Annotated in this window: 11 protein-coding genes; 7 read left to right on the plus strand and 4 right to left on the minus strand. The window is 66.2% G+C overall.

Annotated elements, in window-relative coordinates; all coding sequences use genetic code 11:
• Window positions 1-28: 28 nt before the first annotated feature.
• Window positions 29-433, minus strand: coding sequence for a nuclear transport factor 2 family protein (locus ACSFBF_RS28190; protein WP_435472741.1), 405 nt, complete (start codon window positions 431-433; stop codon window positions 29-31).
• A gap of 174 nt (window positions 434-607) precedes the next feature.
• Here ACSFBF_RS28190 and ACSFBF_RS28195 point away from each other — a divergent pair, with 174 nt between their 5' ends.
• Complete coding sequence (locus tag ACSFBF_RS28195) at window positions 608-1,420, plus strand: class I SAM-dependent methyltransferase (RefSeq protein ID WP_435472743.1); 813 nt, start codon at window positions 608-610, stop codon at window positions 1,418-1,420.
• A gap of 60 nt (window positions 1,421-1,480) precedes the next feature.
• Here the strand turns inward: ACSFBF_RS28195 and ACSFBF_RS28200 are convergent, their stop codons facing one another.
• Window positions 1,481-2,398 carry a protein NO VEIN domain-containing protein gene (locus ACSFBF_RS28200; RefSeq protein WP_435472745.1) on the minus strand — a complete coding sequence of 306 codons (918 nt, stop codon included), beginning with the start codon at window positions 2,396-2,398 and terminating at the stop codon, window positions 1,481-1,483.
• 96 nt (window positions 2,399-2,494) lie between these two features.
• Here ACSFBF_RS28200 and ACSFBF_RS28205 point away from each other — a divergent pair, with 96 nt between their 5' ends.
• The 3 genes from ACSFBF_RS28205 to ACSFBF_RS28215 are packed head-to-tail and all read left to right on the plus strand — an operon-like array spanning window position 2,495 to window position 6,071.
• Complete coding sequence (locus tag ACSFBF_RS28205) at window positions 2,495-3,055, plus strand: hypothetical protein (RefSeq protein WP_435472747.1); 561 nt, start codon at window positions 2,495-2,497, stop codon at window positions 3,053-3,055.
• Window positions 3,052-4,239 carry a PrsW family intramembrane metalloprotease gene (locus tag ACSFBF_RS28210; RefSeq protein WP_435472749.1) on the plus strand — a complete coding sequence of 396 codons (1,188 nt, stop codon included), beginning with the start codon at window positions 3,052-3,054 and terminating at the stop codon, window positions 4,237-4,239. Before ACSFBF_RS28205 ends, ACSFBF_RS28210 begins: the two co-directional genes overlap by 4 nt.
• Window positions 4,236-6,071, plus strand: a complete 1,836-nt coding sequence (locus ACSFBF_RS28215) for a sensor histidine kinase (RefSeq protein ID WP_435472751.1) — start codon at window positions 4,236-4,238, stop codon at window positions 6,069-6,071. Before ACSFBF_RS28210 ends, ACSFBF_RS28215 begins: the two co-directional genes overlap by 4 nt.
• 57 nt (window positions 6,072-6,128) lie before the next feature.
• Here ACSFBF_RS28215 and acpA read toward each other — a convergent pair whose 3' ends face one another.
• A complete protein-coding gene (acpA, locus tag ACSFBF_RS28220; protein ID WP_435472818.1) occupies window positions 6,129-8,267 on the minus strand; it encodes an acid phosphatase in 2,139 nt (712 codons plus the stop codon).
• A gap of 245 nt (window positions 8,268-8,512) precedes the next feature.
• Between acpA and ACSFBF_RS28225 the strand changes: the two genes are divergently transcribed.
• On the plus strand, window positions 8,513-9,931 hold the full coding sequence (locus ACSFBF_RS28225; protein WP_435472753.1) for a cytochrome-c peroxidase: 1,419 nt from the start codon (window positions 8,513-8,515) through the stop codon (window positions 9,929-9,931).
• Here the strand turns inward: ACSFBF_RS28225 and ACSFBF_RS28230 are convergent.
• Complete coding sequence (locus tag ACSFBF_RS28230) at window positions 9,928-10,368, minus strand: MarR family winged helix-turn-helix transcriptional regulator (RefSeq protein WP_435472755.1); 441 nt, start codon at window positions 10,366-10,368, stop codon at window positions 9,928-9,930. The two genes, ACSFBF_RS28225 and ACSFBF_RS28230, sit on opposite strands and share 4 nt — an antisense overlap.
• Window positions 10,369-10,442: 74 nt before the next feature.
• On the opposite strand from ACSFBF_RS28230, the gene ACSFBF_RS28235 reads away from it, so the two are divergent.
• Together ACSFBF_RS28235 and ACSFBF_RS28240 are read left to right on the plus strand one after the other, a co-directional pair.
• Entirely contained in the window at window positions 10,443-11,591 is a 1,149-nt protein-coding gene (locus ACSFBF_RS28235; RefSeq protein WP_435472757.1) for an FAD-dependent oxidoreductase, read from the plus strand.
• 92 nt (window positions 11,592-11,683) lie between these two features.
• On the plus strand, window positions 11,684-12,250 hold the full coding sequence (locus ACSFBF_RS28240; RefSeq protein WP_435472758.1) for a PadR family transcriptional regulator: 567 nt from the start codon (window positions 11,684-11,686) through the stop codon (window positions 12,248-12,250).
• The last annotated feature ends 39 nt before the right edge of the window (window positions 12,251-12,289 follow it).

The raw sequence follows: 12,289 nt of genomic DNA on the forward strand, positions 1-12,289 counted from the left end.
GGTTGCAAGACCCAGAGCCGCCGACAAGCTATTCGCCCTTTGCCTTTCCCGTTGGCGCAGGCGCTTCCGTGTGCATTACGCATCGCCAGGCGTCGCCGTCACGGACCCACGTCGACGTGTCTGTCATGTGCTGCTCCACCTTTTCAGACTTTCCCCTCGACGACAGAGTCTGATGGACCTTGTAGCTCAGGACGGCGGTGCCATCGTTGGGGAAGGTGGCCTCCATATCGCTCAGCTCGAACGACTTGATCACCATGGTCCCTTGCTCCGCCATTTTTCGGTAGCCAGCGTGGTCGAACTTCATCGAGCCATGAGAGCTCACCATGAAGGCTGGTTCGCATAGCAAATCGATGGCGGTGTCCGTGTCGGTGTCCACCATCGACTGCCAGAATTTCTTTTCGAGAGCGAAGAGCTCGCGGCGGCTGTCTTGCATGGCTGTCTCCTGGGTACTTTGGTAAAGCAACGATCGAGTCGCAACGGATTCTTCGATGCAGGGCCATCTGCAGAGTTGTGGTCAGCTGCTTCCTACGAGATCGCGATGCGACGTTGACGAGGGTCGCATGCAGGGTCACTATGGGCCCCGTTCGGAGCTTTCAAGGAGATCTTCATGGCTGAGAGCGACAAGGTGTTCTCGGGCTCGATCCCGAAGTTCTACGACACGCTGATGGTCCCCCTGATCTTCGAGGCCTATGGCGCCGACATGGCGCAGCTTGTCGCGGCCTTCTCGCCCGGCTCGGTGCTTGAAACGGCGGCCGGCAGCGGCGTGGTCACGCGGGCGCTTGCGCCACAACTCGGCGCCGGTGCGCGCTACGTGGTGACCGACCTCAACCAGCCCATGCTCGACTATGCGGCCACCCGCCAGGGCGCCGATAGCCGCATCGAGTGGCGGCAGGCGGACGCGCTCAAGCTGCCGTTCGAAGATGCCTTGTTCGACGTCGTTTGCAGCCAGTTCGGCGCAATGTTTTTCCCCGACCGGGTCGCCGGCTACGCCGAGGCACGTCGCGTGCTGAAATCAGGCGGGCGCTTTGTCTTCAGCGTGTGGGACCGCATCGAAGAGAACGCCTTTGCCGACGACGTCACCAACGCCGTTGCCACGGTGTTTCCGCAAGACCCTCCGCGGTTCCTCGCCCGCACGCCGCACGGCTATCACGACACCGCACTGATTCGCGAGGAATTGAGCCGCGCAGGGTTCGCCAGCATCGAGATCGAGACCCGCGAGAAGGTGAGCCGCGCGCCCTCGGCACGCGACGTCGCCACCGCCTACTGCCAGGGAACGCCGCTGCGCAACGAAATCGAGACGCGTGACGCCAGCTTGCTTCCGCTCGCTACAGACCGCGCGACAGAGGCGATTGCCAGCCGCCATGGCCAAGGCCCGGTGGCCGGCAAGATTCAGGCGCATGTGATCGTTGCAGCGGGATAGCAAAGACCCGGCCGGCATTTGCGATACGCGCGGGCACCCGCAGCGCGGCGCACCGTTTGCTTACGACGGGTCGTAACCCGGCGCCGAACTGATCTCGTTCGGCTTGTAGATCTTGTGCTGCGCCACCCCGCTGCCCGCATCCGTCACCACCAGCAAGCGCCACAGCGGCTCGCGCACCGAGCACGCGCTCTCCTCTTTCGTGAGCTTGAAGCTGGGCACGCCGGGCGCGGTGCCCTTCACCACGACACGCAGAAGCGTCTGGCCCTTGGCGTTCGACACCTCGAGGTCAAAGCCGATGTTCTGGGCGATCACGTTCTCGGCCTTGTAGCCGTAGCCGGTGAAGTGCTTCGTCACGTACTCGATGGCGGCTGCATGCACTTCTTCGGGCGAAGCCTGGCCGGTTGCGACTGCAGCTGCGGGCTCGGCCACCTTCGGCACGCTGCCTCGCGCCTTCGCTGCTTGCAAGTCGGCCTCGGTTGGTACCCAGCCGCGCGAGCCGCGCACCAGCACCGCGAGCTTTTTCTCGGGTTCCCAGGTGGCGACGTGCCATTCGTCGTCGTCGCGCACGCGGGTGGAAACCTTGGCGTCCTTGTTGCTCTCCAGCTCGGCAATGGCGATGCGGTTGGTCTGCAGCACGGCGCGGAAGCCCTGGCCTGCGTCGAAGGTGCGCTTGAGCAATGCGAGCCGGTCCTTGGCGCGCTGCACCTGCTGCGCGTTGCGCGGGCCGCCGCCAACGCGATGCTGGGTATCGAGCGACTCGATGCAGAACCAGCGCCCGCCCGAACCAACACTCACGAACTCGCCCCAGATGGTGGCAATGACGTTGTCGCCGGTCGCCATCCAGGCGTGGTCGAATGGCTTGTCCCGCGCGTCGAACACACCCATCTTGGCGACGATCTCGACCGGCGTGAGCCGTGGTCCTTTGAGCCGCATTTCGTCGATGACGGCGAGTACGTGGGGTTCGACTTCCTTGTCCATTCAGTGGAATTCTGGTGAGTTTGAGGGGGGTGGGAGTATGCCGCATCGCTTGCCGCGCCCACCGGGGCAGACGCGATCGTATGGCAGGATCAAAGGATGCACGAGCCCTCACGCCGAATACCGTATCGCACCTGGCCGGGCGCGCTCGCGGTGCTTCTTGCCATTGCCGTCTACGTGGGCGGCCTGACTTTCTGGGACCGCCATACCTCGGGCAGCAGGCCGTTGCCCGTGGGGGAGACGGTCGACGTCGGCCAGGCCCGGTTCATTCCCGCCGATGGATGGGAAATGGACGTGGCTCGCTCGAAAGCGGGCCAGTCGCTGATGCTGTTCAAGGGCGGCCACAAGTTTCTGGTAACCACGGGCCCATGGGCGGGCGGACCGGACGGGCCACTGGTGCGGCAGCAGCGGCTGATGGAGCGCGGCCAGCGCCTGAGCATCGACGGCGACGTGTCCGACTTCGTCACTTCCTGGGGCTTGCAGGGCAAGACTTTCGCCTATTACGGCTCGAAGCTGGCCGGCCGGTTCTGGCAGGTGGTCGACCTGCGGCGCAAGTCGCTGGTGCAGATCGACTTCTACGGCTCCAACGACGGCATGGACGATGCGCTGACGGAAGCGCGGCGCATGCTGGACTCGATGGACCTGGAGGCACCGCAATGAGCTCGCCCGTCTTCGAGCAGGACGACGCGGGCTGGCCGGTTGGCACCGATTCATTCTTCCAGCCGCAGCGCGCCGCGTTCTGGGTGCTGACGGCGTTGATCGTCAACGGGCTGTTCTACACGATCAGCATGTTCTCGATGGGGTTCCGCGTGGTGCCCGTTACCGCGTTTCTGGGGCTGCTGGTGTGGGGGCTCTACTCCCTGGCTTTCTTTCAGGCCTTTCGCACGCTGGACTTGCTCGAGCAGCATCCGCCAGAGGCTTATGTGCTGGCCTTTGCGTGGGGCGGAATGGGCGCGGTGTATTTCGCAGCGCCGGCCAACATTGCCATTCAGAGCCTGTGCGCGAAGCTGGTGTCGCCGGAGTTCGTCGCGGTCTGGGGGCCGGCAATTGCGGGGCCGATCACGGAAGAATTCCTGAAGCTGGCCGGCGTCATCCTGCTCGTGCTGGTCGCGCGCAACCAGTTTCAGACTTATCTCTCTGTGCTGATCGTCGGTGCGATGGCGGGGCTGGGCTTTCAGGTGATCGAGAACCTGAGCTACACCGTCAATTCGTCCATGCACTTTCCGCTCGAAAACCAGGTGTATCCGGTGCTGCTCAACCTGCTGACGCGCGGGTTGCTGAGCGGGCTGTGGAGCCACGCGGCCTACACGACGATCGCGTCCTTCGGCGTTGCGTGGTTCCTGCTCCACCCGGAGCGGCCGATGGTGATGCGGGTTGCTTGCGCGCTGCTGTGCTTCGGCCTCGCATGGGCCATGCACTTCGTGTGGAACGCGCCGTTTCTGGAAGACCTTTTCGATGGCGGATACGGCGAGATGGCCGTGCTGCTGATCGTCAAGGGCATTCCCGTTGTCATCGCGGCCGGGCTCTTCTGGCGGGTTGCCGCTCGCGAGAACGGCACATACCTGCATGCCCTCGCGGCCTGGTTCGTGCCGGAGCGCGAGCTGATCCGCGACGACGAATGGGTTCGCCTGGGCGCGCCCATGCAGCGCTACAAGGTTCGCCGGGAGATGGGATGGACCTTCGGCTGGAAAGCAAGGCGCCTGAAGACGCAGCTGCAGCGAGAGCAACTGCGGCTGATCCGCAAGGCCGGCACCTACGGACGCGGGGCGCAAACGCTGCGGCATGAAGTGGCCATAAGGCGGCTACGCGCGGAGCTGGATCCGCTCATCGGGGCGAAAGCATGAGGGCACTGCTGTTGTTGATGCTCGCGGTGCTGGGAGCCGGATGGGCTGCTCCTTCGCGGGCCGTCACGCTCATCGAGCAGGCGCAGTTCACGCTGACCTTGCGCGGTCAGGCGCCGGAGCAAGCCCAGAAGCCGCAGACCGTCGCACTGCCCTATGACTGGGATCAGCGGCAAGGCGCAGTCGACGGCGAGGCGCGGTTCGCGTTCGACATACCGGTGGCCGACCCTGCCGCGCCGCTGGCGTTGTTCGTGCCACGCCTGGGCAACAGTTTTCGTGTGCTGGTGAACGGCCAGGAGCTGGCGCGGTTCGGCGCCTTCCCGCCGGGCCCCTACGACGATGCCGTCGTTGCGCCGCAGTACTTCGTGTTGCCGGCCTCGGGCTCGACGACACCGCATCGCGTCGAAGTCGTCATCGCGGCACAGGCTGCACGGCTGGGCGGGCTGTCGCCGGTGGTGGTGGGCAGCAAGGCCGAGGTTCTTCCGTTGTACGAAAGCGCCCTGTTCTGGCAGGTCAGCGGCGGGCGTTTCATCGCCATCGTGAGCGGGGTGTTGGGAGCGTTGTCGCTGCTGGTGTGGCTGCGACAGCGTGAACCGATCTACCTCTACTACGGTCTGGGAGAACTGCTGTGGTCGCTGCAGACGGCGCGCGTGCTGTTCACGCATGCACCGTTGCCCTGGCCCTTGTGGGGTGTGCTGCCGCTGGCAGCGTTCCAGGCAGCGGTGCCGCTGCTGTGCCGCTTCGCCCTGGCCGTGGTGGGACGGGACGACACCCGCCTGGCACGCCTGCTGGGCCTGATGGCCTGGCTGGCGCCGGTTGCGGCCGTGCTGGGCATCATGGTGCCTTTGGTGTGGCTGATGCCGCTGTGGCGGGGGATGAGCCTCCTGGCGGCAATGGCGATGATGTTCGTCGTGTTGCGTGTGGCGCTGCGCAGTGCCGTACTGGAACACCGCGTGCTGGCTCTGGCGGTGGTGTTGGTCGTGCTGTGCGGTGTGCGCGACGTATGGGTGATGCGCACCTCGCCCGAGGCCTACGCGATAGTGCCCTGGATACGCTTCGCCTGGGTTGGCTTCGCCATCACGCTGGCATGGGTCATCGCCGAGCGCATGCGCAAGGACGCCCGGGCGATGGCGGCAATGAACGCCTCGCTGGAGGCTGAGCTCGCCGAGCGCAACGCCGCCCTGGAAGCCTCCTTCGCCCGCGAGCGGGAAGGAGAAAAAGCACGCGGCGCGCTGGAAGAACGCCAGCGCCTGACGCAGGACCTGCACGATGGTCTCGGAGGGCAACTGGTCGGGCTGCTGCAGATGACCCAGCAGCCGGGAACGGCTCTCGGCGATGTGGCGCTGCACCTGCGCGACGCGGTGGACCAGCTCAAGCTCACGGTGGACGCCATGCACGGCTGCGAGGGCGACGTGGCCTCGGCCCTTGGCAGTGTGCGCTACCGCCTGGGGCCGCGCCTGCAGGCCGCCGGCATCGAACTGCACTGGGATGTGGGCCCCCTGCCGCTGATGACAGGCTGGAGTGCGCGCGAGTCCCACCAGACGCAGATGCTGCTGTTCGAGGCGTTCGCCAATCTGATGGCGCACGCGCGGGCGACGCGGGCCAGCCTCGGCGCGAGACTGGTGCCCGCCAGCACCGGCGAAATCATCGAGATCGAGTTGATCGACAACGGCCGCGGCTTCGACGAAAAAGCCAAGTTCGCTGGCAAGGGGCTGACGAACATGCACACGCGCGCCGCCGCGCTGGGTGGCGCACTCACGGTGCGCTCTCAGCCCGGAGAGACCTGCCTGCGCCTGCATCTGCCCGTGCCAGCGGCGACAGCAGCCGGCAAATGAAAAAAGGGAGGCGGGCTCCACGCCCTCCTCCCTTCCGCTTCAGAGCAATGCCAGAGCTCAGGGCTTCTGGGAGAAGTCGAGCGCGGCGGTCAGGTCGCCCATCGGATGGCTGCCGTTCTTCACGAGCGCGGCGTCGCGCTCGACCAGGCCCTTCAGCGGCGGCAGCGACCAGCGGTGCGTGATGAAGCGCAGCGTCGAAGCGGTGTCGTACTGGGTCTTGTCGATGAAGCCCTTCTTCGCGTACGGCGAAATGATGAGCGCCGGAATACGTGTGCCGGGACCCCAGCGGTCGCCCTTCGGCACGGTCGCGTGGTCGTAGAAGCCGCCGTTTTCGTCGTACGTGACAACCACGAGCATGTTCTTCCACTGCGGGCTGGCCTGCAGCTTGGCGATGAGGTCGGCAATGTGCGCGTCGCCGTCGGCCACGCTGGCGTAGCCGGCGTGCTGGTTCAGGTTGCCCTGCGGCTTGTAGAAGCTCACGGCGGGCAGCGTGCCGGCGGACACGTCCTTCAGGAAGTCGGCGTCGAAGTCCTTCAGGTGCGCGGCGCGCGCATCGGGGTGGGCGCTCGGGTCGAACGCGGCGTAGTAGTTGAACGGCTGGTGGTGGAACTGGAAGTTCGGCGTCTGCGCGGCCGGCGGCACGGCGGCCGGGAACACGCGGCTGCCCGTTGCGATGGCCGTGGTGTCCTTCCACGCGCCGCCATACCAGGCCCAGCTCAGGCCCTTGGCCGTGAGCAGGTCGCCGATGGTGGCCTGCGTCTGCGCTGGCAGCGTGTTGGCCTTGGTCGGGTCGGCGAAGAGCTTGCTGGTGTCGCTGGCCGCCGGGGCGTTGTTGCTGGGCTGGTACGGCGGCTGCATGGTATTGACCGCGTAGAAGTTGCCGGCAGCGTCCTTCGGCGTCAGCGTGCTGTCGTTCAGGTACGTGGGCGCGGCGCTGAGCACCGAGGTCGACGCACCCGCGGCGGGCGTGAGGCGCACGAAGTTACCGGCGCCGTCGGTGTCGATGGCCGAGATGCTGGCCTTGGCGGGTGACGAGGCAGCATCTGCGTTGGGGTACAGCGGCGCGCAGGCGCAAACGAGGTACTGATGGTTCAGGAACGAGCCGCCGAACGCGCCCATGAAGAAGTTGTCGGCCAGCGTGAAGCTCTGCGCGACCTTCCACAGCTTCATCTTGGTGCCGTCGTAGTAGCCCATGCTGAGGCCGCCGGCATCCGAGTAGGCGGTGAACTTGTCGTTCTTGCCGCCGTTGATCTGCATCTGGTTGTTGTAGAAGCGATGAACCAGGTCGCGCGAGATGACGGTCTGGTCGACTTTGGTGCCGGTGTTGAAGAAGCCCGCTTCGGCGTCGATCTGGAACATCTGGTTGGGCATGCCCACGGTCTGCGCCTGCGTGACCGTGGTGGTCTGGCCAGCCGCGGTGACACCGCCCCACACAGGCGGCAGGGTCGGCAGCGTCGAGCCGTCGAAGTCCTTCTGCGGATCCGGCGTTTTGGTCAGCGAAGTCGGGTTCACGCCCGGAATGCCGTTGGCACCGGGAAACAGGCCGTACAGGTTGTCGAAGCCGCGGTTTTCCGCGTAGATGACGACGACATTGGTGATCTGGTCGAGCGCGAAGCGGTTGCGCAGCGCGGCAATTACGTCGCCGCCGGCACCGGCCTCGGCCACCGCCTCGGCGATGCGCTCGATAGCCTGGTCGATCTCGTTCTGCAGCGCGGTCTTGATGCCGGCGTCGGTGATCTTGTTGTGATCGGCCAGCAGTTGCGCTTCGCTCACGCCCAGGCGTGCGGCCAGCGCGGTGCGCGCGGCGGCGAGGTTGCCGCCGTTGGCATCCATCAGCGCCACCAGTTCGGTTGTGATGGCGCTCACCACGCCGTTGGCTGCGGCCGGTGCGCGGAACACCAGCGGCTGCGTGACGGCGGTCTCGGCATTGGTCGTGGGGTCGAAACGCTTGCTCGACGTGCCGATCTCGGCCACCACGGCGCCTTGGCCGGAGAGCGTGAAGGCGCCGTTGGCATCGGTGGTGGTGGCGAGTTCACCGCTGTCGCAGCGACCGTTGTTGTTGGTGTCGATACAGACCTTGGCATTGCGGTAGTAGCTGCCGGTGACAACGCCCGAAGTGGTCGTCGTGCTGGTGCCGCCGGAAGGGAACCCGAAGAAGCCCGAGTTGTTGTCGGAACCGCCACAGGCCACGACCATCGCCGCCGCCGCAATGGCTGTCGGCCAGGGAGTCAGGTGACGCACGAGTTTGCGTCCGCGCAAGGACGCGCTGCTACGTTGGGATGAATTCATCATGAGTGGAGTTATGAGATGTGGATGAACCAGACCCGCGGCCGGGCGCCGTGATGCTCGGCGTGACGCGTGACAGCCATGTTGCAATTCGTCGTACACCGGGCTTGCTAATTCAGGGCTAAGAAATCTCCGCCAAATGTCACGCCGTTGACATGTGCGAAACCGATCCTCGCCGGTTGCCTCGCGGTTCCGTCCGCCCATCCTTTCTCCACGTGCCCCCGACGACGCGCTCTCTTCGCCGACTGGCCGTGCTTGCCGCGGCTGCCTTGCTGTGTGGCGTGCTTGCCGCCTGTGGCCGTGATGCGCCCGCATCGCTGACTGCTTCGACGCCGGTACCGCCCCCCCAAGCCGCGCCAACGCCGGCCCCCGCAGCGCCCCCCGCTCAGCCCGCCTACGTCGGCGCCACCTACGCCCCCGTGCCCGGCCGCCCACAGCCCAGCGCCGCACAGCTCACCGAGATCGGCCGGCGCATCTTCTTCGACAGTAGCCTCTCGGCCACGGGCAAGGCCTCGTGCGCGAGTTGCCACGATCCGCAGCACGCGTGGGGACCGCCCAATTCGCTGTCGGTGCAACTCGGCGGCGCCGACGGCAAGCAGGAAGGCCCGCGCGCCGCGCCCTCGTTGCGATACCTGGAAACGCTCATCGCCTTCACCGAGCACCACCACGACAACGACGGCGACGACAGCATCGACGCCGGCCCCACCGGCGGCCACATGTGGGACGGCCGCGCCGGCTCCGCGCACGAGCAGGCTGGCATGCCGCTGCTGTCGCCCGCCGAGATGGGCAATGCGTCGGTGGCGGAGGTGTCGGCCAAGCTCGAGCGCGCGGCCTACGCCGATGAACTGCGCAAGGCCTTCGGCGACGACGTGTTCAAGAACCCCGACACCGCCTTCAAGGCCGCGGGCCTTGCGCTGGAAGTGTTCCAGCAGTCGCCGAAGGACTTCTATCCGTTCACGAGCAAGTACGACGCGGTGCTGCGCGGCCAGGCCAAACTCAGCGTGGCCGAGGCGCGCGGGCTGCAGCTCTTCAACGACGAGAACAAGGGCAACTGCGCCTCGTGCCACATCAGCGTACGCACGCAGGACGGCGCGTTTCCGCTCTTCACCGACTTCGGGTTGATCGCGCTGGCCGTGCCGCGCAATCGCAAGCTCAAGGCGAATGCCGATCCGGCGTTCTACGACCTCGGCCTGTGCGGCCCGTACCGCACCGACATGAAGGACCGCTCCGAATACTGCGGCCTGTTCCGCACACCCACGCTGCGCAACGTGGCGGTGCGGCAGAGCTTCTTCCACAACGGGGTGTTCCACACGCTGGAAGAAGCCATCCGCTTCTACGCGCAGCGCGACACCACACCGCAGCGCTGGTATGCGCGTTCGGCCAAAGGCATCGTGCAGCAGTACGACGACCTGCCGCCGCAGTACCACGCCAACATCAACACCGATGCGCCCTTCGGGCAGAAACGCGGCGACAAGCCGGCGCTGACCGAAGCGGAGATTCGCGATGTGGCGGCGTTCCTGCGCACGCTGACCGACGCGGATCAGAAGAACGCGCCCGCTACCGCAAGCCGTTAGCCGCCACCCATTCTCTCGACGTTCGCGTTGAGCCGCACCAGCAGCGCAGTCAACTGCTCGACCTCTTCGGGGGAAAAGCCGGCCAGCGCCTCCTGCGTGTGCGCGTCCATCACAGCCTTGGCTTTGGGCAAGCGCCTGGCGGCCAGCGGGGTCAGCGAGATCAGGCGGCTGCGCTTGTCCAAGGGGTCGGGCACGCGCTCGACCAGGCCATCGCGCTCCATGCGGGCCAGCAGCTGCGCCATGCTGGGCTGCTCCACCTGCGCGATGCGCGCGAGCTCGGCCTGCGACAGCGCCTTGCTTTTCTTGAGCGACACCAGCACCGGCAGCTGCCCCACGGCAAAGCCGAGTTCACGGACCCCCACGTCGGCGATGCGGGTGAAGCCGCGCGTCACGCGGCCGATGAGTTTCAGGGGGTTGGGTGTCTCGGTGTCGGTCATGCGGGATATCTTACATGCATAGCCTCCTATGCTAATATAAATAGGAACCTATCATTTATTGCAAAGCAATCCAAATGCACACCAATCCCCGCATAGCCATCATCGGCGCCGGCCCCGGCGGACTCACGCTGGCCCGCATCCTTCATCTTTCCGGCATTCATGCCACCGTGTTCGAGCGCGAAGAAGGCCCGCTCGCGCGGCCCCAAGGCGGCACGCTCGACCTGCACGAAGACTCCGGCCTGCTGGCCGTGCAACGCGCCGGGCTCGACAGCGAGTTCCAGCGCATCGCGCGCTACGACGACCAGGGCTCGCGGCTGCTCGACAAGACCGGCCGCGTGCTGTTCGAGGAACCCGATGCCTCCGCCGGCAATCGCCCCGAGGTCGACCGCACCGCGCTGCGCGACATGCTGCTGGCGTCGCTGCCGGCCAACTGCGTGCAGTGGGGCCGTGCGCTGAGCGACATGCGGCTGCAGGAAGGCGGGCGCTGGAACCTCTCGTTCGCTGGCGGCGGCGAGGCCGGCCCGTTCGATCTGATCGTCGGTGCGGACGGCGCGTGGTCACGCGTGCGGCCGCTGCTATCGCCCTACAAGCCGCAGTACAGCGGCCTGACTTTCATCGAGTTCGGCATCGACGACGTCGACCGCAGCCATCCGGCCATCGCGCAGCTCGTCGGCCGGGGCAAGCTGGATGTGCAAGGCGACGGAAAGGAAATCATCGTGCAGCGCAACGGCAACGCACATATCCGCGGCTACGCGATCTTCCGTGTGCCGACGGACTGGGCAGCGAAGCGCTTCGACTTCTCTTCGCCCGCGGCAGTGCGCAGCGCGCTGCTCGCGGAGTTCTCGGGCTATGCCGATGCCGTCACCGACCTCTTCCGGGTGAGCAACGACCAGTTCGTTCCCCGCCTCATCCACGCGCTGCCGGTCGGCCATTGCTGGGCGCCCCGACGCGGGCTCACGCTGCTGGGCGATGCGGCACATGTGATGTCGCCGTTCGGCGGCGAAGGCGTGAACGCCGCGATGCGCGACGCTGCCGAGCTGGCCGCCCTGCTCGCCGGACAGGACGACTGGGCCGCAGCGGTGGCCACTTACGAAATGGAGATGTTCGAGCGCGTGGTCGATGCTGCGGAAGGCTCCGCCGAAGCCGCCGCCGTGCAGATGTCGCACATCGGCGAAGCGCTGACGCTGGCACACCTGCAGGAGCACCGCGCCGGCGCTGCCTGACACCCGTGCCGGGTATCCCGGCGCGTATCGATTTGACTTTATTTTAGATATATCTAAAATAATTCCGATACACATCACAAAGGATACCCACCATGAGACATTTCCATCTCAACCATCACCACTGCCACACCGCCCGCGGCGAACATGAAGACGGCCTTTCCGGCGGCCGCGGACACCGTGGCGGACGTGGCGGCGGCCGCGTGTTCGGCCATGGCGGCCTGCGCTTCGTACTATTGCAGCTCATCGCCGACAAGCCGGCCCACGGCTACGAACTGATCAAGGCCATCGAAGACCGCCTCGGCGGCAGCTATGCGCCGAGCCCCGGCGTGGTCTACCCCACCCTCACGCTGCTCGAGGAAATGGGCTACCTCAGCGTGGAAACCGCCGACGGCAGCGGCCGCAAGCGCTACAGCATCACGGCCAGCGGCCAGGAATTCCTCACGGCCAATCGCGAGATGGCCGACGCCATGATGTCCCGCATGAGCGGCGGCATCGACGGCGCCGGCCCGCGCGGTGGACGTCCGCCGCAAGTCACGCGCGCCATCGAGAACCTCAAGCTCGCAATGCGCATGCGCCTGTCTGGCGTGCTGACCGAGCAGCAGGCCCACGACTTCGCCGCGGTGCTCGACAGCGCCGCGCAGCAGATCGAAAAGATCTGAACCCCATCTCAACCCGCCCTGCTCACCCAGGACCTCTGC

This window comes from Variovorax nivicola, assembly GCF_051216475.1.
Lineage (GTDB): Bacteria > Pseudomonadota > Gammaproteobacteria > Burkholderiales > Burkholderiaceae_C > Variovorax.

Bases quoted from the DNA above. Each gene is read 5' to 3' on its own strand.
- ACSFBF_RS28190 (WP_435472741.1), bottom strand. From the start codon at position 433: ATGCAAGACAGCCGCCGCGAGCTCTTCGCTCTCGAAAAGAAATTCTGG.
- ACSFBF_RS28195 (WP_435472743.1), top strand. From the start codon at position 608: ATGGCTGAGAGCGACAAGGTGTTCTCGGGCTCGATCCCGAAGTTCTAC.
- ACSFBF_RS28200 (WP_435472745.1), bottom strand. From the start codon at position 2,398: ATGGACAAGGAAGTCGAACCCCACGTACTCGCCGTCATCGACGAAATG.
- ACSFBF_RS28205 (WP_435472747.1), top strand. From the start codon at position 2,495: ATGCACGAGCCCTCACGCCGAATACCGTATCGCACCTGGCCGGGCGCG.
- ACSFBF_RS28210 (WP_435472749.1), top strand. From the start codon at position 3,052: ATGAGCTCGCCCGTCTTCGAGCAGGACGACGCGGGCTGGCCGGTTGGC.
- ACSFBF_RS28215 (WP_435472751.1), top strand. From the start codon at position 4,236: ATGAGGGCACTGCTGTTGTTGATGCTCGCGGTGCTGGGAGCCGGATGG.
- acpA (WP_435472818.1), bottom strand. From the start codon at position 8,267: ATGGTCGTGGCCTGTGGCGGTTCCGACAACAACTCGGGCTTCTTCGGG.
- ACSFBF_RS28225 (WP_435472753.1), top strand. From the start codon at position 8,513: ATGTGCGAAACCGATCCTCGCCGGTTGCCTCGCGGTTCCGTCCGCCCA.
- ACSFBF_RS28230 (WP_435472755.1), bottom strand. From the start codon at position 10,368: ATGACCGACACCGAGACACCCAACCCCCTGAAACTCATCGGCCGCGTG.
- ACSFBF_RS28235 (WP_435472757.1), top strand. From the start codon at position 10,443: ATGCACACCAATCCCCGCATAGCCATCATCGGCGCCGGCCCCGGCGGA.
- ACSFBF_RS28240 (WP_435472758.1), top strand. From the start codon at position 11,684: ATGAGACATTTCCATCTCAACCATCACCACTGCCACACCGCCCGCGGC.